Source organism: Clostridioides sp. ES-S-0190-01, assembly GCF_020658275.1.
In the GTDB taxonomy this organism is placed as follows: domain Bacteria; phylum Bacillota; class Clostridia; order Peptostreptococcales; family Peptostreptococcaceae; genus Clostridioides.
In genome coordinates, this window is sequence record NZ_JACVWA010000024.1 from 24,745 (window position 1) to 43,469 (window position 18,725).

26 protein-coding genes are annotated in these 18,725 nt (G+C 26.0%); 15 read left to right on the forward strand and 11 right to left on the reverse strand.

What is annotated here, in order from left to right:
• Positions 1 to 40 precede the first annotated feature (40 nt).
• The 12 genes from IC214_RS09320 (at position 41) to IC214_RS09375 (ending at position 8,438) form a co-directional block, all read left to right on the forward strand.
• Positions 41 to 1,993, forward strand: a complete 1,953-nt coding sequence (locus tag IC214_RS09320; RefSeq protein ID WP_227866537.1) for a hypothetical protein — start codon at positions 41 to 43, stop codon at positions 1,991 to 1,993.
• Positions 1,994 to 2,010: 17 nt separating this feature from the next.
• Entirely contained in the window at positions 2,011 to 2,340 is a 330-nt protein-coding gene (locus IC214_RS09325; RefSeq protein WP_227866538.1) for a hypothetical protein, read from the forward strand.
• Positions 2,341 to 2,353: 13 nt separating this feature from the next.
• Positions 2,354 to 2,530 (forward strand): hypothetical protein, encoded by a 177-nt coding sequence (locus IC214_RS09330; protein WP_227866539.1) that lies wholly within the window; start codon positions 2,354 to 2,356, stop codon positions 2,528 to 2,530.
• A 68-nt stretch (positions 2,531 to 2,598) separates the two neighbouring features.
• The gene (locus IC214_RS09335) at positions 2,599 to 3,420 is read left to right on the forward strand and encodes an N-acetylmuramoyl-L-alanine amidase (protein WP_227866540.1); all 822 of its coding nucleotides are present in this window, start codon (positions 2,599 to 2,601) and stop codon (positions 3,418 to 3,420) included.
• Between the two features lie 11 nt (positions 3,421 to 3,431).
• Positions 3,432 to 4,049 carry a glucosaminidase domain-containing protein gene (locus IC214_RS09340; protein WP_227866541.1) on the forward strand — a complete coding sequence of 206 codons (618 nt, stop codon included), beginning with the start codon at positions 3,432 to 3,434 and terminating at the stop codon, positions 4,047 to 4,049.
• Between the two features lie 11 nt (positions 4,050 to 4,060).
• Complete coding sequence (locus IC214_RS09345; protein WP_227866542.1) at positions 4,061 to 4,312, forward strand: phage holin family protein; 252 nt, start codon at positions 4,061 to 4,063, stop codon at positions 4,310 to 4,312.
• A complete protein-coding gene (locus IC214_RS09350) occupies positions 4,313 to 4,624 on the forward strand; it encodes a hypothetical protein (protein ID WP_227832034.1) in 312 nt (103 codons plus the stop codon).
• A gap of 32 nt (positions 4,625 to 4,656) precedes the next feature.
• Complete coding sequence (locus IC214_RS09355; RefSeq protein WP_227866543.1) at positions 4,657 to 5,592, forward strand: site-specific integrase; 936 nt, start codon at positions 4,657 to 4,659, stop codon at positions 5,590 to 5,592.
• A 727-nt stretch (positions 5,593 to 6,319) separates the two neighbouring features.
• Complete coding sequence (locus IC214_RS09360; protein ID WP_227866544.1) at positions 6,320 to 6,541, forward strand: hypothetical protein; 222 nt, start codon at positions 6,320 to 6,322, stop codon at positions 6,539 to 6,541.
• A gap of 353 nt (positions 6,542 to 6,894) precedes the next feature.
• Positions 6,895 to 7,542, forward strand: coding sequence for a hypothetical protein (locus tag IC214_RS09365; RefSeq protein WP_227866545.1), 648 nt, complete (start codon positions 6,895 to 6,897; stop codon positions 7,540 to 7,542).
• 256 nt (positions 7,543 to 7,798) lie between these two features.
• Complete coding sequence (locus tag IC214_RS09370; RefSeq protein WP_227866546.1) at positions 7,799 to 7,960, forward strand: hypothetical protein; 162 nt, start codon at positions 7,799 to 7,801, stop codon at positions 7,958 to 7,960.
• Positions 7,961 to 8,222: 262 nt separating this feature from the next.
• Entirely contained in the window at positions 8,223 to 8,438 is a 216-nt protein-coding gene (locus tag IC214_RS09375) for a hypothetical protein (protein ID WP_227825309.1), read from the forward strand.
• A 104-nt stretch (positions 8,439 to 8,542) separates the two neighbouring features.
• On the opposite strand, the gene IC214_RS09380 is transcribed toward IC214_RS09375, so the two are convergent.
• Together IC214_RS09380 and IC214_RS09385 are read right to left on the reverse strand one after the other, a co-directional pair.
• Entirely contained in the window at positions 8,543 to 8,683 is a 141-nt protein-coding gene (locus IC214_RS09380; protein ID WP_021383152.1) for a hypothetical protein, read from the reverse strand.
• Positions 8,684 to 9,033: 350 nt separating this feature from the next.
• The gene (locus tag IC214_RS09385) at positions 9,034 to 9,456 is read right to left on the reverse strand and encodes a hypothetical protein (protein WP_227825310.1); all 423 of its coding nucleotides are present in this window, start codon (positions 9,454 to 9,456) and stop codon (positions 9,034 to 9,036) included.
• Between the two features lie 325 nt (positions 9,457 to 9,781).
• Here IC214_RS09385 and IC214_RS09390 point away from each other — a divergent pair, with 325 nt between their 5' ends.
• Entirely contained in the window at positions 9,782 to 10,153 is a 372-nt protein-coding gene (locus tag IC214_RS09390; protein ID WP_227825311.1) for a hypothetical protein, read from the forward strand.
• Positions 10,154 to 10,341: 188 nt separating this feature from the next.
• Here the strand turns inward: IC214_RS09390 and IC214_RS09395 are convergent, their stop codons facing one another.
• The gene (locus tag IC214_RS09395; RefSeq protein WP_227825312.1) at positions 10,342 to 10,488 is read right to left on the reverse strand and encodes a hypothetical protein; all 147 of its coding nucleotides are present in this window, start codon (positions 10,486 to 10,488) and stop codon (positions 10,342 to 10,344) included.
• A 238-nt stretch (positions 10,489 to 10,726) separates the two neighbouring features.
• Positions 10,727 to 11,839 (reverse strand): tyrosine-type recombinase/integrase, encoded by a 1,113-nt coding sequence (locus IC214_RS09400; protein ID WP_227825313.1) that lies wholly within the window; start codon positions 11,837 to 11,839, stop codon positions 10,727 to 10,729.
• A gap of 575 nt (positions 11,840 to 12,414) precedes the next feature.
• On the opposite strand from IC214_RS09400, the gene IC214_RS09405 reads away from it, so the two are divergent.
• Together IC214_RS09405 and IC214_RS09410 are read left to right on the forward strand one after the other, a co-directional pair.
• Complete coding sequence (locus IC214_RS09405) at positions 12,415 to 13,425, forward strand: hypothetical protein (RefSeq protein WP_227825314.1); 1,011 nt, start codon at positions 12,415 to 12,417, stop codon at positions 13,423 to 13,425.
• Between the two features lie 6 nt (positions 13,426 to 13,431).
• On the forward strand, positions 13,432 to 13,989 hold the full coding sequence (locus tag IC214_RS09410) for a hypothetical protein (protein WP_227866547.1): 558 nt from the start codon (positions 13,432 to 13,434) through the stop codon (positions 13,987 to 13,989).
• A 60-nt stretch (positions 13,990 to 14,049) separates the two neighbouring features.
• On the opposite strand, the gene IC214_RS09415 is transcribed toward IC214_RS09410, so the two are convergent.
• From IC214_RS09415 to IC214_RS09445, 7 genes are all read right to left on the reverse strand, one after another.
• Complete coding sequence (locus tag IC214_RS09415) at positions 14,050 to 14,799, reverse strand: NERD domain-containing protein (RefSeq protein WP_227866548.1); 750 nt, start codon at positions 14,797 to 14,799, stop codon at positions 14,050 to 14,052.
• A 132-nt stretch (positions 14,800 to 14,931) separates the two neighbouring features.
• Positions 14,932 to 16,347: a cell wall-binding repeat-containing protein gene (locus tag IC214_RS09420; protein ID WP_285894658.1), complete on the reverse strand. Its 1,416-nt coding sequence runs from the start codon at positions 16,345 to 16,347 to the stop codon at positions 14,932 to 14,934.
• 95 nt (positions 16,348 to 16,442) lie between these two features.
• A complete protein-coding gene (locus tag IC214_RS09425) occupies positions 16,443 to 16,616 on the reverse strand; it encodes a hypothetical protein (protein WP_021369998.1) in 174 nt (57 codons plus the stop codon).
• A 156-nt stretch (positions 16,617 to 16,772) separates the two neighbouring features.
• Positions 16,773 to 17,306 (reverse strand): deoxyuridine 5'-triphosphate nucleotidohydrolase, encoded by a 534-nt coding sequence (locus IC214_RS09430; protein ID WP_227866549.1) that lies wholly within the window; start codon positions 17,304 to 17,306, stop codon positions 16,773 to 16,775.
• A gap of 15 nt (positions 17,307 to 17,321) precedes the next feature.
• A complete protein-coding gene (locus IC214_RS09435) occupies positions 17,322 to 17,813 on the reverse strand; it encodes a crossover junction endodeoxyribonuclease RuvC (RefSeq protein WP_227866550.1) in 492 nt (163 codons plus the stop codon).
• Entirely contained in the window at positions 17,804 to 18,385 is a 582-nt protein-coding gene (locus IC214_RS09440) for a guanylate kinase (RefSeq protein ID WP_227825318.1), read from the reverse strand. Before IC214_RS09440 ends, IC214_RS09435 begins: the two co-directional genes overlap by 10 nt.
• Positions 18,386 to 18,387: 2 nt before the next feature.
• On the reverse strand, positions 18,388 to 18,702 hold the full coding sequence (locus IC214_RS09445; RefSeq protein ID WP_021383081.1) for a hypothetical protein: 315 nt from the start codon (positions 18,700 to 18,702) through the stop codon (positions 18,388 to 18,390).
• Between the last annotated feature and the right edge of the window lie 23 nt (positions 18,703 to 18,725).

The window sequence follows — 18,725 nt, forward strand, 5'->3', positions numbered from 1 at the left end:
GAAGAATCTTTTTTTATTTAATAAGAAAGGAGAATATAATTTGTTAAATGAAGAAGCTAGACAAAAGATATTAAATTTACCAGTTAATACAAATAAAAGGTTTGAAGATATAGAAAATTTAAAAGAAATACCTAATATTCCCTATGTGACAGATAGTGGAGAATGTACTATAGAAAATAGTAAAAAAGGTTATTTAACTAATTTTAATATAGAAGGTAAGACACTAATTGATTTATGGGGAAAAACTAGTTCAGATTTTTCTTTATGGAAAGCAACTTTTTTAGATGGAAAAATAAATATACTAACAGAAAATGATATAAGATATTCTAATTTTTTTACAATCAATTATACTTTGTATAAACCAGACACTGTATATACAATAATAGTTGATGTTGATAAAAACACCTTACCTAACACAAGTGGAATATATATTCATAGTTTAGGTGAAGAAAATTCCGTATTTATTCCTAACCTGGCAAATATAGCTATACTAGGAGGAGTAATTGGTAAATTCAGATATACATTTACAACAATATCAGACTTAAGTGATTGTAATATTGTCTTAAGAAGTGTTCTAGATAATGATACACTTGCATCAGGTTATGAAGTAAGTTTAAAAATTACCATATTGGAAGGAAATTATACAGATATTAATATAGATTACTCTAATGAACTGTTAAGTGTTGGACAAAGAGATAAAATAGAACTTTTAAGTTATCAATCTAGTGGAATTAATATATTTAATAAGAATGCTAATTTTAAAGATAATTATATTTTACAATATCTTAATGGAGAGGAACTTATTTCTGAGGCTAGTAATCATAAATACACATTAGACTATATAGAAATAGAACCAAACACAGAATATACCTTTTATAATTGCAGTAGAAATATATGTTGGTATGATGAGAATAAAACATTTATACCTACACAACTGAATGAAAGAATAATAGGAGATAAAGATATTTTTTATGTTGCTAGAAGCACTAAAAATGCAAAGTATTTAAGAGTTACTATAATAAAAGATTTACATGATGATGGGAATAAAACATTTATAACTAAAGGAAATAAATATGATAAAAAGACAATTCCATATACACTTAGAAATTTGCCAAATGGTACAAAAGATGAAATAGTTTTTAAAAATAGTTGTTATAAACTAATACAAAGATGTGAAGAAATAGTTTTTAATGGCAGTGAAAATTGGATAGAAGTACATGGAATGTATGAGTTTAGATTAAATCTAGATATATCTGTGTTAAGATTAGATATGTCTAAGTTTCTAACTAACTTATACAAGCAATCTCATGTGGATTATATCTACAATGTTCAAACTGAATCAGCATTATCTATATCAACAGAAAACGGAATAGGTGTAATAGATATAGTAGATACTTCAATATCTCCTTTTAATATTGCTAACTTTAAAGAAAAATTAAGTAAAAATCCATTAAAAATAATTTACGAATTAGAAATACCAAAAGAAATAGAACTGGATTCTCTAAATTTAGAACAATATGACAATCAAACTAAATTTATTTGTAATTCTAATGTTATAATTCCAAACATAAGCTTTGAAAGTACACAAAACTTAGGAAGCCATATAAAAGTTATCAAAGATAATATAAAAAAAATTTCAAACATACAAATAAATACTAAAACAATGGATTTATCTAATAAATTACTAAATGGTTGGACTCCTAGAAGTTCTTTAAATCCACAAGAATTTGGATGTATATTTAATAAAATAGGAGAAATTGTTTATGTAAACATGAGAGTTTACAATGGCTCAGTTGATAAGAATACTATCGTTTTAAATGTGCCTGAAATACTGTTACCTAAACATTTTGTAGTTTTTAAAGTATTTGATAGTGCAGGAAGTCCATTGGTAGGAAATATGTATATAGATATAGTTAATAGATGTATTAAAATAGGGGAAACTTTATCTAGCAATAAAGATATTATTATAATGGGACATTACTATTTAAATTAATAGTGAAAGGAGATAATATGTTAGATTTAATAGATAAGAAGGAAATTTTAATAGAGTATGGATTTGAAAATGATTTGAGTAATATGGATAATTACTTTATTTCAGAAGATAAACAATTATTTACACCAAAACTAGAAAATGGGTGGATAAGCAAGACAGGGAAACAAGTTTATGATGAGTGGCTAGAACTACAAAAGAATTCACCTAGCGTTCAACCAAATATAGAAGAAATAAATACAGATAAAATTACAGTTTTAATAGAAAATCAAAAGCAGCAAGATAATTTATTGATAGATAATACTTATAGAATAACTATGTTAGAACTTAACACAAATAATATGTTATAGAGGAGGTAAGAAGATGTATAATATTTTAAAGAGAATGATTGAACAAAAAAACTTTGAGACCAAAGAAGAGTTACAAACTAAGCTAGATGTATTCTATGCACTAAATAGAATTAAAGAAAGCGAATACACAGAGTTAACAAATTTACTAAATGAAGAGGATACAGTAGTAGAACCAAGTGAAATAGCATAGGTTCTTTTTTTTATGTCTAAATTTAGAGGGTTTATTAATTTAACCCTCTTTTAAAATTGAAAGGAGTGGTGATTTTGAACATAAAAACATTAACAGTCCATGCGGGACATAATCCAGATGGTAAGGTGGGTTCTGGAGCAGTAAAGTACATAAAAGAATCTACAGAGGCAAGAAATGTGCTAAAAGAGTTAATACCTTTAGTAAAAAAGGAATGTACAGTATATGATACTACTTGTAACAATGGAGCTTCTCAAAGTGACATATTAAATAAAATTATAGATAAATGTAATTCATATAATAGTAATCTAAATGTAAGTATACACTTCAACAGTGGTGGTGGTCGAGGTGTAGAAGTTTTAGTATATAACTTAAATGATAAAGAAACAGTTGAAGTAGCTTCAAGAATTTGTGAGCAGATAACAAAGACTTATCATGCTAAAGGAGATAAAACTTTTAAAAACAGAGGTGTTAAAGAAAAGAAAACTCTAGCATTTTTAAGAAGAACAAAGGCAAAATCACTTTTAGTTGAATGTTGCTTTGTGGATACCGATGATACTAAAAACTATAATGCTAAAGATATGGCCATAGATATTTTTGAAGGAATATTTAATAAGTCTGTAAGTGGTAGTTCACAAGATAAAAAAAATAAATATACAATAGTTTATGAAGGTGAAGTAGATAAGGTTATAGGTCAATTAATGGCCATGAATTATAAAGTTAACGAAGTTTATGTATGTGAGTTGAAAAATTATGTAGCTGGCCATTGTGAAAAGCTTTATGTAATAGGGTCAGCAAGTGAAAAAATTAAGACTAGTGAAAGATTTACTAAACTACAAGGCGATGATAGATGGGCTACACTTCATAAAGTATTAGATTTTATAGGGAAGTAGGAGGTAATGAATTGAATATATTAGATAAACCAACCGCAACATTAGAACAGGTCTTTGCATATTTAGATACACTAAAGAATAATTCTAATCCACCACATTATTTATGTAAGGCTATAGTACCAATAATATATAAAGAAGCAGAGAAAAAAGGTGTCAATCCAGTTATTGCAATTGCTCAAGCATTTGTAGAAACTGGATATTTTAATTTTGGTAGAGTTTTAAATCCCTCATATTGCAATGTATGTGGACTTAAAGGAAATAAAGGTGGAGGAGATTTAGACCCATCAGCTCATACAAGATTTAGTTGTTGGGAAGATGGAGTATCGGCATTTATAGACCATCTAGCTTTATATGCTGGAGCTAAATGTTATCCAAAATATAGCGAATTAGTTGGTAAGGTTGAATATAAAGTCAATGGAACTACATTAGACCCTAGACATTTTCCATATTTGCATGGAGAGGCTAAAACAGTTGAAAGTTTATCTGGTAAATGGTGTCCAGATATGGGCTATGGTCAAAACATAATAAATATATGCAATAAGATAAGTTCAATGAAGATATCAAACAATGATATAAAATTAGAACAAATAAAAACTAAAGTAAAAGAATTAAATGAAATTCTTGGATAGGAGGAAATTATATGGATATAATGCAATTTATACCTGAAAATTTAATAATGTTAATAGGTGGTCTTTACATATTAGGAACTTTTATAAAAGAATCAGATATTAAAAATAAATATATACCTTTTATATTATTAGTTATAGCAATGATAAGTAGTTGTTTATTTATGAAAGAGTTATCAATAGAAGCTATTTTTGAAGGTATCTTATGTTGGGGAGCGTCTATAGGGATAAATCAAATACAAGTTCAAAACAGAAAGGAAAAATAGATGTTATCTAAAGAAATGATTGAATTACTGAGCCAGTATGGATATACAGCTATACTACTAACAGTAGTAATGTTGTGGTTTGGTAGATATTTAGAAAGAAATAGACAACTAGAACAAGAAGATAGAATAAAAGAAAGAGCCTATTTTTCTAGAGAAATTAGAGAACAAAGAAAGCTTTTCGGAGATACAATAGATAAATTCGATGATAAATTAGATAAGTTTGCAGAAGCATTGAACACTAATAATAGTAGACTTGAAAGAGTAGAAACAGATATAACAGAAATAAAAGACAAATTAGAGGCTAGAGATTAATTTCTCTAGTCTTTTCATAAGGAAGTGATATATTGGCAAAGCAACGTAGTAAAAGAATAAGTATAATTGGAGAACCAAATCCAGAAAATATTAAATTATGGAAACAATATAAAAGGGCTAAACAAATAGCTGGTAAAAGTGAAAAAACAATCTATAATTATGAATGTGATATAATGCAATTTTTTAAGTTTTTAAATATAGAATGTTTTGATGCATTATTAACAGATATAAATGAGGAAGAAATAGAAGCTTATATAGGTTATTGTATGGAACAGGGGAATAATGAAAAAAGAATTAGACGTAGAATAAGTTCTATTTCATCATTACTATCATTTTTAAAGAAGAAAAGAAAAATTACTGACAATTGGTGTGAAATGATAGAAAGACCAGGGACAGGTGAAGAGGTTCAAAAAAGAACTTTCTTGACTGAGGAACAATTAAGTAAATTAAAAGAAAAGCTTTCAAAACAAGACAACTTACAATTAGAAGTTTATATAAATTTAGGATTAGCTACAATGGCCAGAAGTAATGAAATAAGCCAATTTAGATGGGATAATATAGGCTTAGATAATAGATGGATTCATGGGATTACAGCTAAAGGTGGAGTATCAAGAGATTTTAGATTTTCAGAAGAAGTACAACAACTACTAATAAAATGGAAAGATTATTTATCTCAACATGGTATAGATTATCCATATATATTTTTTACAAAATATGGAGGCAAATACAATCAAGTCAATTCAAATGTCTTGAGTTCATGGGTTAAAAAAGCTTTCAAGTTAATTGATATAAATGGAGGATATAACCATGACCTCAGACACAGCATGTCTAATCTTTTAAAAGATAGAGGAGTTCCAATAACTACAGTTTCAAAATTGCTAGGACACAGTGGGGTTGATGTAACTATAAACCACTACACAATAGAAAATAAAAATAAATTAGCTGAAGAGTATGATAAGTTTATGTAAGGAATATATTTGAGATATATCAAAAAAGATTTAATAGGATTATAAAATTGAAAGGAAGTGATACTATGGCATGTAACGGTCGTAAAAAAGGTAAGAAAAAGAAATAGATAATAAGCCCTCTAGGGATTACTCTTAATTGAGTTTTCTTTAGAGGGCTTTATTTTTTTATCTATGTATCTATAAAATTTTTGCGTTTTCATTCAATATATTAAACTTATTTTAATTAGGTATTTATCTCAATTCTACTCTGATAGTATAGAATGTGTAAGAAATCATTCATTAATAATTCTTAATCATTCATAAACTAATCTTAATTATTTATGAATATTTCTTAATTATATATATGAATATATAACTATATTGAAAGCATTAAAAAACAATCTAAAAGTCGATTTAAATAAATATTTATCAAAAAATCATTAATATTATAATATTTATGATTAAATAAACAAAAAATTAATAATAAAATAAATAAAAATAAATATTTATATTTTATTTTAAACATTAGATATTTTAAACATTAGATATTTTAAATTTTTATTTTATAAACTAATTAAAAATTTATATTGCCAATTGTTACTATACATGATAAAATTCTATTAAAATAGAATTAAAGTAGAGGGTATAACAAGATAAAAAAATACAGAGTAGATTAATTGTATTAGGTTGTGTGACAACAATAGGATTAAGTTAGGTTGAATTATCATTCACAAATAGGAGTGTTAATTTGACAAAGACAAACAATTCTTATCTAGCTGAAAACAATACTTATAATGGTTCTAAAAAAGATTTTACAGAAATAGTTACTATTGATAATCAAGGATATGTATTTATCCATAAATTTTCAGGGGATTTACATACAATAGAATTTCAGATAGGAAATGAATCAAATACTGTAGCTTTTAACTCAAAATCTAATAAGATATGTTTCTATGATAGTATTCCTTAAATGCAAATTTAACTACTAATTGCTTGTTTTATAGCCCAGACCTGATGTTCTAAGTATATTTTAGCATCTAATCACTTTTATATATAAGTTATTTTAGAGGGGATATCAAATATTTAATTAAATTAGGCACTTAATAATCATAACATATAAGATTCGATTATTGTATTATGTATTAGTAATTTCAATGCTTTAAGCATGGCTATAACCAAAATAATAAATATTAATATATTTTATAGTTTTATCAAGTTGCCTAAAATGACACGCATGTCCTCCCCCTATAATCAGAATATTAAAAGGATTTCTGTTTAGCATTGTATAATATTTTTAAAAAATAGTATATTGGAGGAATGCTTATGAGTTTAAAAAAGAGAGTTACTAAAATTATTTCACTCGCATTAATAGGGATTATTGCTAGTCTCACATTATTAACAACAACTGTAAACGCACAAACTAATAATATTGATAAATATCATACAAGTGAAAAATCAACAGAGTCGTATACTGATAAAAATCTAGGAGTTATATATGATAAAGTTGTAGATGGTGATAAAACTACAATAACAATTAAATCATTAGATGGAAAGGTTCTAAATACACTAGAAGATATAGATAATGAAGTATATCTAGATGGAAAAAAGATTTCTGTTACTAGTAGTGAGAATTACAAAAGTAATGATAATAGTTTAGAAAAATCTGAAATTGATACTTTCAAAGCTACAGTTAAATGGGGAAAATGGCAATCTAATACAATGTATATAAATACAGGTGGATTAAAGACAGCTATTATAAGTGCTTTGATTGCATTAAAAGCACCATGGGCTCCTGTTCAGGTTGCAGCTACAGTTGCTGCCACAGTTGCAGGTAAGTATGATCAAATTAAAATATATTATAAAATAAGATATGGTTCAGATGGTAAATACAATTACTATCAGAGAGAAACAACATTTTATGGAGATGGTAAATACATTACAAAATTTAATGATCAAGGTAAAAGATATTAATCTCGAAGGGAATATACATAGATGAAATATTTAATGAATAATAATGAATTGTTTTTTCATTTTATAGCTTATATTTCAACACTTATAATTTTACCAATTATTTTTAAAAGTAAGCGATTATTGACAAAAACAAAATTTTGCTTTTCATTTATTTTAATAAGTTTAAATTTATTTACTATGGTATATTTTAACGGTATGGATAAAGTTACATACAATTACTTTATTTTACTACTTATCACTGGTATATATATTTTATATGAAAGAAATAAGAGTTTTAAAAATTAGAATTTTGGAGGATGTAGGTAAATTTTTTTACAAAAATATACCTACATCTTTTTTAGTATGTTTAAATGGGTATGATATAAAGAAAATATGTGATTTTTTGGGGTTGAAGAAGATGGAATTTATGAGTGTGTAAAAGAATATGGAGAAAAAGTTGAATATATCAAAAAACAATTTACATTTAAATGTAGAGGAAGATGTAAATGAAATAAAACTAAAACATTTTACTATTTTATACTATTCTGAAAATAAACTTTTAAGGAATAGTATATAGAAATCTATTATAACTACTCTTTCTCATATTATGTAATTAGAAATAAGTTATTTTGTGCATTACGATTTGTTATATTTAATGATATAATAAGATTAAGTATGCCAATGTTGAAAGGAATGATATTATGAAAGAACATGAATTAGAGATAAATATCTCAATACCAATTTCTCTAGTTATTCTTTATTTAGCTATAGTCTCTATAGTAATGCTAGGTATGTCATCTTTGAATAATTTTACTAATATATCATCTATACCTATAAATGCTTTAGGTTCGACAGTTGGATTTGTTATGTTCCAGCTTTTAGTTAGTTTCTTCAAAAATAGAAAATCTATAGATTAAAATATTATTTACATTAAATTTTGTTTTAATATTTTTAATTTGTGGTATAATAAAAACAAGGAAACATATTTTACTTAACTTTGAGTGATGTTTCCTTCAACAAATTATTTTGAAGATTTATTTTTCTGGAACTTTATATTAAGTTCCCAACCACTCTTAGCTGCCGACTTTGAGTGGTTTTTTAATCTATCATAAATCCAACAAGCTATTAAACCTGCTATAACATTCATCATTAGATTCACCATAAGTTTTCACCTCCTCTCTAAAAGAAAGTTAAGGCGACTTTATGGAAATACCACTCTTAGATTTTCAAATATGTATTCCTTGCTATGTTTATTATATCATAAATATTAGAAATATAGAATTTCAAATATCATCTAAAATCCGACCATATATATTTAGATAAAAGTTTAATATAATCATGGTATCAATCTATACTTTGTCTGCATACAATATTGTTGAAATTCCTCTTCAAATTGTTTTTTTAATGCTTTTTCTTCAACATGTATTCTAATACTATAACATATTAGGCATATAATTAATACAGTAATGAAACTTAAAACATGTCAATATGTAAAACCTACTCCAAGTAAACTCATAATGCTTCCTGTATATGCATGGTTTCTGACAATATGATATAGTCCAGTTTTACATCTGTTGTCTGTACTGATAGTGTAAAAGCTGATTTTAAAGTTAAAACTACCCTGTAACGAATAACTATCCCTAAAATAATAAATGTTATTCCAATATAAAAAATGAAATGTGGGAATAATAAATTTCTCAATGTTTCTGGAATACTATTATCTCTAAAATACACACTAGGCATTCTACTGAACCACCAACCGAAGATAATTAACCAGAATGTGCCTTTGTCAGAACGGTTTGCTGATTTATCCTTATTACTCTTAAACATAAAAAAGTAAATAACAAATTTAGAGATAAATAATAATGCAATTGCACAATATGCAACATGATATTCTGTAATATTTGCAAAAAGATTAGGATTGTCAATTCTCATTTTTCTACACTTCCCTTCTATATTAATTAGAAACCCATTTAATTTTCTTTGAAACTAAATTTTATAAATTAAATGGATTATATTATAACTAATTAAGTATAAAGCTTACTCTTCTATCCAAAAATATTAATTTTATTTTCATGAACATCCGTTAAAATAAAAAAACAGTTATAAATTTATATTAATAATTAAGAAATACTTATAAATAATTAATCTTTATTAATGAATACTTAATAATTATTAATGAATAATTTGTTGCATGTTTTATACTATTACAATAGAATTGAGATAGATATCTAATTAAAATACTTTGGAGGTTTGATATATGAACAAAAAGTGCAAGAAAGTTATAGCTACTTCTCTAATTGGTACAACATTATTTACTACTTTGTTGCCATCAGTATCTTTTGCTGATAGCAGTTCACATCAGAAAGAAATAGAATCATACATATTAGATGAACAAAGACTAAAAGATATTGATGAGATTTCAGCATATTTTGGTTTTACTGAGCAAGAGAAAGCAGATTATATCAATGCTATTAAAGAAGTAAAGTTAGAAGCACAATCTGCACCTACTACAAGAGGAAAATTAAGTTGGGCTGTAAAAATATTAAGAGATGTTTGGACTAAAATTCCCACAAAAGTTAAAGTTGCTATAGGGGGGTATGCAACTTATAGCAAAATACTTAGTGTTTAAATACATTTACTGGTACAGTAGAATATGTATTATATAAAGGTTGTAAAAGTCTTGATATGAGTAATGACGTTGCATGGTGGGTTACTAAAGCATTCCTAGCATTTGTCTTATAAAATATAAATTAGGAGCTGATAATACTTGATTACAAGCATCGTTTTGTATATTATATGTATAATGAACATTATATGTTATACAAATAAAAAAGGAACTACTTTTTTAGCTGCTAATATAGTCATGTTGCTTTCAAATGTAGTCTTATCAATTTTAAACATAAATAAGATGCACAATAACATTATATCTGGTATTGTATTAATAGGATTTCTTCTTTCTATCATACTATTTATAGCATCATATTTTGCAAATAAAAAATCTTAGTACAAAGGTTAAGATAGAGTATACACTGTTAGGATTATAACTTATTTTTATAAAGTTATAATCCTAATATTATCTAAAACACGACGCTCTATACGCCATTTTAAGGCTTCATAAAAAGTTCCATTTATGTTTATACCTTTACATTTTATAATTAAATTTATATAAAATAAAAATATATACATTTACTGATAATAATTATTAATTAGCTTTAAATAAGTTTTCAGATATTCTATCAGAGGCTTCTTTATCCATTTCTTTAAGTACATGAGAATATACATTAAGAGTAGTATTAATATTTGAATGTCCTACCCTTTCAGATATAACCTTAATTGGTACTTTAGAATTTATAAGTAAAGTGACATGTGAATGTCTTAAGTCATGGAATCTGATATGTGGTAAATTATTGTTCTCTAAAAATTTTCTAAATTTCTTACTCATTACATCTTCAGCAATAGGATTTCCTTTTCTATCGAAAAATAGTAAGTTATATTCATTTCTAATAATACTTCTTAATAATTTTTTATTCTGCTCTAATTTATATTCTTTTAGCAAGTCAATAAGCTCTATTGGTGCAAATATTTTTCTAATTGAACTTTCTGTCTTAGGTTCTTTAAGTATAACTGAGCAATCTAATCTACTAGTTATCTTATTTATAGTTATTGTATTTTCTTCAAAATCTATATTCTCCCAAGTCAATCCTAATACTTCTGAAAGTCTCAAGCCTAGACCTGTAGCTAGGTTAATAGGCAGTTCCATATTAGTACCTTTCGCCAATTCTAATAATTTTAACATCTGCTCTTTATCATAAATATCATTTTTAAATTTTTTAACTCTAGGACTTTCTATACCATCTATAATATTTTCTTTTATTAACTTAATTCTATACGCTCTCTTTATAGCAAGTCTCAACACATTTATATGTACTTTAACTGTTTGAGGATTTAAGTTACCAGCTAAGTCATCTATATAATTTTGAATATGAATATTTCTCAATTCTTGAAGATGATATCTTCCAATAGAAGGATTAATATGATTCTTACAAATAGCAGTATAGCTTTTATATGTAGATGCTGAAATATTATCTTTATACTTGTCAAGGAAGTCTAATAAAAAATCACCTAATGTTATTTCATTTGGAATAAGAAAGCTGTCTTTGTATATACTATCTTTAACTTCAGCCAATCTTTTGTTAGCATCTCTTTTTTTATCAAATGCTCCCATATTCTTCTGCTTTCTCTTCCCTGATTCATCATCTCTAAATTCTAGGTACACTACATAGTTTTTATTTCTTTTTCTTATAAAAGCGTTCATGGCCATCCCTCCTATCTAAGTTTATATATTTATAATACCATATAGACAAGGAAAAAAATAGCCATTTTAGCTGACTTTCAACTGACTTTTTAAATTATTTTATTTATATAATTATTGAAATTGCTTAACTATAAAGAAATAAGGCATAGAATGCATCATTCTATGCCTTATACTATTAGTTTGATACTTTTTTTAAATATCAATTGTAAGGGTCTCATTTTTTGAATATGTTAAATTATAAGCACTAATTTTTACAATGGCTTAAAAACGAATATAGAAGCTCAATATTATCAGATTTAAAATATTATATTGATTATTTTAATTTGATAAATATAAATCATTACATTAATTTATATTTATATATTATTTTTTTTATATGTTTCTTGCTTTAACTTTTTATGTTATACTACTTGTATAGAATACATTTCTTAAATTATCACTCTTAAATCTATGGCTAGTCCTTTTATATAAATCATATTATCACTACAATATCATTCATAAAATCCTTTTGAATTTTAGTTAGAATTTCAAGAATATTCTAACTTTAATTAAATATACATTGAGGGGGAAAACAAATGAAAAAAACTAAATTAAAGGTATTAAGTTTAACACTAGCAACTACTTTTCTTGTATCAACAACAGTAAATTCATATGCTGTATCTGCAAAATCTTCAGATATGGATATGAACACTGTTGCAGATGTACTTACTGCATCAGAGGAATACAGTAATGCATTAAAAGATATTGGTATCTCAGTTGGTGAATTAAAAGATTTGACACCTAAAGGAAGTAATTTCATACAAAAATGTAATTCATATTTAGAAAAAAATATGGATGTCCCTAAGACTTATAGTGAAGAACCCATTAAACATACGACTAATGCAAGTCAATTATCATATGCAATGTCAGCAGCTAGAAAAAATCAAGAAGTAGGAGCACCAAAGTATAATGATGAGGTAGTATACATGTATTTATCTCACTTTGTAGATTTTGAAGGAAATAATTATGAAGAAGGTTTATGTACATATATAACTAAATATGACAGAGAAGCTTATGACAGATATTTAAGTAGAGGCTCTGCTTTTAGAAGTGCTAATTCTATGCGTTCAGTTATAACAAATTTAATAGCATTAAAAGGTGATTTACCTTCACTATATACAACGCTTACTAAAGAAAAAGCTTCAGTAGTTAAAACAATTACTGATATAAAATCATTTGAAATAGATTTACAATCTGTAAAGGCTATGGTAGAAAATGATATGTTTATATTTTTTAAAGATGCATATTCTAAACATGATACTCCTGAGGCTATAATTGAAGATGTACAAGGTAGTATGAAAATTAAATATAAGGATTATAATGAACAAATAGGATACATGGTACTTGGATTAGTATTCTCAGCATTAACATTTACTCCTCCAGTTATGACAATGTTGGCAGAAGTGAACTTATATAGCATGGTTATTAAAGATATATTTGATAAAGCTAATTATGCTGCATTACAATACTCTAGAAGTGCAAGAAAAGCAGAAAGATTTAACTTATGGATGGAAGAGAATGGAATGTATATGGAAAAAAAGGTATAAATACTTATGTATTGTGAAAACTGTGATTTAGAATTTGATGATAATACAACTATATGTCCTAAATGTAAATCAGTCTTAAAGTCTAATGAAAATATATGTCAGAAAAGTTTTGAAAATAAAGTTAATGAATTTAAATTAAAGAAAAAAATTAAACAAGGCAACATATTATCAACCATAATTCTTTCAACAGTAGCAATTCATGTACTTGTAGAGCTTTTTATTCAAATCCATATTGAGGATTATTATGATATTTATATTAAATATTCTCCTTCTGCGATATCCGTATTAGTTTTAGTTCTTTCTCTAAAGAGAGGAGAAAAAAGACACAAGCTCTTGAACAATATATTATTTATATCAATTATGATATTAATATCTATATTTGGAACTCTCTATTTTTCAGCACCTCTTGTAAATAGAATTTTTAATGGAAATTATTTATTTAAAGAGTATTGGACTATATATGGAATCGGAAATTTTATAATAATTTTAGAATGTATATTAATTATTTTTGATGATAGTTATTATTTAGCCCATATTAATAAAAAAGAAAATCCCAACAAATAATAAAATAAGGCTTTATTCTAATTAGAGTAAAGTCTTATTTTATTTCAATATATAAATGTATTATTTTCTAGTGTATTTGCATTTTGGAAATTCACTACAGCCCCAAAATTCACCATACTGTCCTTTCCTTTTTGTCAGGTTCCCTTTTTGACATCTTGGACATTTATCTTCCTCAGTAATATTTTTTAAATTTCTAACATGCTCTCCAGTATTTTGATTAATAGCTTTCATACAATCAAAAATTTTATCTCTGATTATTTTTATTTCCTCTCTATTAATAGTCATATCTTTGTATTTACTTATTGTACTTAATATTTCACTTTCATTTATGACTATAACATTATTGCCATTTATAGTTACATTTTTTAAAGTAGCTTTGTCTGAAAAAACAATTATTGAATATATATTATATTCATCTCCTATTATGTTTTCTATTGCTTTGATATGAGCATAGTTTTGTCTTACTGGATTATAGAATGTATTTTTAGCCTTTCCTACAATTTGAGTCCATATTTTATCTTTATCATTTCCATAAATATATCCACTAAAATTCTTACATTCTATAACAAATATTCCATATACAGAAATTGCAATACTATCAATTTGTGTGGTTTTATTTGAGCCTGGTATAATAATATCTTTAATTATTATGTAATCCTTGTCTAATTTGCTAAGTATAAAATCTAATCTAAGTTCTCCAAATCCACCCTTTACTTGTATCTCAGTATCCTTCACAATATTACTAACTTCCTTTACAGTTTGACTAATTTCTTCTGACATAAATACTTTTTCAAATATTTCCTTAAACATCCTCACCATCTACCTTTCGACATATACTTTAATTATAACAGCTATATATGCCTTAAGTGATTAAACCTTACTATAATAAATTTACTATTTAAAATAAAATCAACTACCTATTAAAGTAGTTGATTAATTGCTTTATTCAGTATATGTATATTTTGATATTTCACCTGTATAAATATTTACTAAATATGGCGTATATCCACCTGCATTATGCTCTATACCATTCATATCTACATATGTATTAAATGGACGAACATATATATACATATCATCTTCCATATTTTGAGCTTCTATATGATTTGGTAAAAATCCATGCTCTTTCATAAATAAGTCTCTAACTAAATCCTCAGCATTTTTGAATGAAATCACTTTTTCCATATGTAAATCTTCATATAAAAGTTTATAATCTGATATGTCATTTTTATTTATACACAAACGTTCAGAATACTCTTGCCCAGCAGACACATAACTAAAAACATAATAATAATTACTTCCATTTTTATAATTATCATCAACTAAGTATACTCCATCATATGGTATATTGTTTATATCTCCTACTTCATAACAATTATACCAATCTTTAGCTAATTCTTTAGCTTCTTCAAGTCTAGTTTTTTTAATTACTCCAGTGTTAGAGTCTCCTATTCCATTAGTGACATTCAAACATTCTTCTAGTAACGCCTCTGTTATGTCTCCAACTGTTGTAATTTTAGTGGCATTTTTTAATATTGATTTATTACTATTATTATCAACTAAAACAACTGGACTCTTTAAAGAAGATGCTAGAAGTGCATTAGTTAAGTTCCTAGAACCAGCTATGTAAAACTCTTTTATACCATTATAAAATTGATTTATTATTTTTTTATTTGTATCAAATCTGTCAGAACCTCCCAATCTTGTTGAGTTTGTATTTTTAACTAATGTATCATCCATTGTAGCTGTACCTCCAATTGCATATGATTTTACTTCATTAGTTGAAAATGGTATACTTTTTCCATCTGTTAATATTATTGCTGCCTTATCTCTTGCGGCTACAGAAGCTATACTTATTGCGTCTGCCTCTCCTTTATATGCATTTGTTAGCATTACAGTATTAATTTTTTGTTTAGAGTTTATTTCTTTTGCAACATTATAACTAGTTTTTATTCTATCATCTCCATCAATTCTTTTTACATTAAATCCTTTTGACATTAATGTATTCTCTACAGATTTATTTATTGATTTTATCCCACCTATCAAATAAACTGTTTTTACTTTACTTAATCTCTTAATTGTCTCATTTGGTATGCTACTATTTTCAGATAAAAGCAATGGTGCATTTAATGTTCCTGATAATCCACTAGCACTCAACCCATCTGCTATGGAATCACTTAAATTAACTAGTATCGCAGTGTCATAGCTTTGTTTATCTGCTATAAGACCTGCTGTTTCGTATATTGTAGATACTTCAATCTCATCTACTGAATTAAGTGCATAAGATTGTTTTAGAAAACTAACTATTAACATTGTTATAACTAATCCTAGTGATAATATTTTTTTTGGTAACTTCATTGTATATCCCCCTCATTCATTTAAAATAACCTTTACTTAAATAGTAGTACATAAATACAAAAAAGTCACCTACATTAATAGATGACTTAATCATTTTATGCTACTTTTTCAATATATTTTTCATTAACAACATAAGTTTTAAACTTATGTACTACCATAATATCCTGCATGTTTTCTAGTGTCATTATAACTCTAACACATTTATTCCTAATTTCTTTTGGTAATTCTAAGTCATTTATTAAATTTACATAATCATCATATCTGTACATTTAATATTCCTCCCAAAGTTAGTCTAGCATATATTATAGTACTCTAACTTCATTTTTTCAATAGAAAATCTTAATCCTGTATAGATATTTTCTAAATGATATAAAGTGTGACACTTGTCATCATAGTAATAATTATATTTTTCTAGTATTATATATTTATTCACCTTTCTTTATACCAGTACTTCCAAATCCATCATTTCCTCTTTCAGAAATATTCAATTCATCTACAACTTTTAAAACAGCTCTTGGTACTTGTTGAAATACACCTTGAGCCAACTTAGTATGTTTAGGAATTAAAATGTTAAATTTTTCTTCATTGTATGTAATTATTTTAATTTCACCTCTATAGCCTGAATCCACTGTGCCAAATCTTATAGTTGGGTATACTCTATTATTTTCTTCTTCATTGAAAATAATAATATCGTTTTTTATTTTATTTCCAGTACAAGATACTTTCTCATCTTTTATATATTCTATACCATTTAAACTTATGCCACTTCTTGGTCTAACTTGCATTTCATATCCATATGGAATTTCTAGTGCTATACCTGTAGAAATTGCTACTACTGATTTAGCATGAATTATTGTATCTTCTATCGTATATAAATCAATACCACTATCACCATTTTTTGCATAAGATGGGACTATTGAATTTTGACTTAATTTTTTTATTTTGATATTTATACTCATCAATTACTTCTCCTTTTATTTAAAATTTATTTTATTTAAATAAGCTATTCCAAGAGCTATAGCATCATATATATCGCTTGTCTTTACCTTACAATTCCTATCAATGTATTCTCCAACATCAATTATATTTTTTCTTATATATGTAGCCACTTCTTCTTTTTTAGCCTTACCATTATTCATAAGATATTTTCTAATAGAAACTGGATACATATATTCAATCTCTATATTATTTAATTTAACAGTTCTCATTATTGCTCCTAAGAGTTTTCTTAAACTAAGAATTGTTTTAGAATTTCTGGAAGTGAATTGGTCTTCAACTAAGACTATTTGAATATTATAAGTTATAATTAACTCTTGAATAGTATTACATATATAGCACATTCGCTCATCTTCAGACTTGAATTTATCTTTTTTGGTTGTTATTTTTCCATATTCTAATACTTTTTTATTTCTATTTATAACTGCCCATCCAGTTGAGGACATGGATACATCTAAGGCTAAAACCATTCGATTCCCTCTTTCATATGTATTTTAACTTGCTCTACTGCATTAATTAGGTTAGTATTGTTTGGTATTGCAATATAATTTTCATTATTTAGAAAATCTTTAAATTTAAACTTATCATCTTTTAATCTTCTCTCAATTTCCTTAAAATTATCACCTCTACTAATAAGCCTTTTTCTTAATACAATTTCATCTGTATTTATAAAAAATGGTACTAACTTAGTTTTTGTTCCCATAAAATATTTTTCTAGTGCCTTATATCCACTTGCATCTACTATAGTCAAAGCATATTTTTTATTCTTTAATTCAGACTTATGTATACCATATAACCAAGTGCTGCCATCATGAACTATATATTTTCTCATTTCAATAAAGTTACTTTTTTCTTCCTTAAAGAAATTATTATCTACAAAATGATATGCTTTATTGATGATTTCTAAGTAATTACGAGGAGGTCTTGTTGTATGTGATATTAGAATTGGAATATTGAATTGCTTTGAGATTTCACTTACTATGCTGTCTTTGCCTGAACCTGAATATCCTAAAAATACAAACATATTTTTTAATTTTTTCATATTTATAGTTCTACCTTACATTCAAACACATTAGGATTATCAATAATCACTTGATGAAGCCCTTTACTTAATACATCTACTAAATATTCCTCATCTTCACTCTCTATACATCTATCTCTAAATATACAATGAAATAGCTCATGTAAAAATGTAGCTTCTTTTACTCTTTGTGATTGTAGATTATTAGATAACTTTATTGTTTCAGTTCCATAATCTGCTAATCCATAACATAATTGATTGTTTACTAGAATAGGCTCTTCAGTCTCCTCTATTTTGTAAAACAATCCCCCTACTTTTACTTCTTTTGGTATATTCATTGAGTACTCTCCAATCTTATTAA

Excerpts from the sequence above, each read along its gene's own strand:
- IC214_RS09415 (WP_227866548.1), bottom strand. The coding sequence starts at position 14,799 with ATGTTTAAGGAAATATTTGAAAAAGTATTTATGTCAGAAGAAATTAGT.
- IC214_RS09325 (WP_227866538.1), top strand. The coding sequence starts at position 2,011 with ATGTTAGATTTAATAGATAAGAAGGAAATTTTAATAGAGTATGGATTT.
- IC214_RS09385 (WP_227825310.1), bottom strand. The coding sequence starts at position 9,456 with ATGAGAATTGACAATCCTAATCTTTTTGCAAATATTACAGAATATCAT.
- IC214_RS09405 (WP_227825314.1), top strand. The coding sequence starts at position 12,415 with ATGAAAAAAACTAAATTAAAGGTATTAAGTTTAACACTAGCAACTACT.
- IC214_RS09435 (WP_227866550.1), bottom strand. The coding sequence starts at position 17,813 with ATGGTTTTAGCCTTAGATGTATCCATGTCCTCAACTGGATGGGCAGTT.
- IC214_RS09345 (WP_227866542.1), top strand. The coding sequence starts at position 4,061 with ATGGATATAATGCAATTTATACCTGAAAATTTAATAATGTTAATAGGT.
- IC214_RS09350 (WP_227832034.1), top strand. The coding sequence starts at position 4,313 with ATGTTATCTAAAGAAATGATTGAATTACTGAGCCAGTATGGATATACA.
- IC214_RS09400 (WP_227825313.1), bottom strand. The coding sequence starts at position 11,839 with ATGAACGCTTTTATAAGAAAAAGAAATAAAAACTATGTAGTGTACCTA.
- IC214_RS09375 (WP_227825309.1), top strand. The coding sequence starts at position 8,223 with ATGAAAGAACATGAATTAGAGATAAATATCTCAATACCAATTTCTCTA.
- IC214_RS09440 (WP_227825318.1), bottom strand. The coding sequence starts at position 18,385 with ATGAAAAAATTAAAAAATATGTTTGTATTTTTAGGATATTCAGGTTCA.
- IC214_RS09430 (WP_227866549.1), bottom strand. The coding sequence starts at position 17,306 with ATGAGTATAAATATCAAAATAAAAAAATTAAGTCAAAATTCAATAGTC.
- IC214_RS09420 (WP_285894658.1), bottom strand. The coding sequence starts at position 16,347 with ATGAAGTTACCAAAAAAAATATTATCACTAGGATTAGTTATAACAATG.
- IC214_RS09365 (WP_227866545.1), top strand. The coding sequence starts at position 6,895 with ATGAGTTTAAAAAAGAGAGTTACTAAAATTATTTCACTCGCATTAATA.
- IC214_RS09380 (WP_021383152.1), bottom strand. The coding sequence starts at position 8,683 with ATGGTGAATCTAATGATGAATGTTATAGCAGGTTTAATAGCTTGTTGG.
- IC214_RS09445 (WP_021383081.1), bottom strand. The coding sequence starts at position 18,702 with ATGAATATACCAAAAGAAGTAAAAGTAGGGGGATTGTTTTACAAAATA.
- IC214_RS09395 (WP_227825312.1), bottom strand. The coding sequence starts at position 10,488 with ATGATAGAAAGAAGAAATCCTATTAATACAATACCAGATATAATGTTA.
- IC214_RS09330 (WP_227866539.1), top strand. The coding sequence starts at position 2,354 with ATGTATAATATTTTAAAGAGAATGATTGAACAAAAAAACTTTGAGACC.
- IC214_RS09410 (WP_227866547.1), top strand. The coding sequence starts at position 13,432 with ATGTATTGTGAAAACTGTGATTTAGAATTTGATGATAATACAACTATA.
- IC214_RS09390 (WP_227825311.1), top strand. The coding sequence starts at position 9,782 with ATGAACAAAAAGTGCAAGAAAGTTATAGCTACTTCTCTAATTGGTACA.
- IC214_RS09425 (WP_021369998.1), bottom strand. The coding sequence starts at position 16,616 with ATGTACAGATATGATGATTATGTAAATTTAATAAATGACTTAGAATTA.
- IC214_RS09370 (WP_227866546.1), top strand. The coding sequence starts at position 7,799 with ATGAAAGAAATAAGAGTTTTAAAAATTAGAATTTTGGAGGATGTAGGT.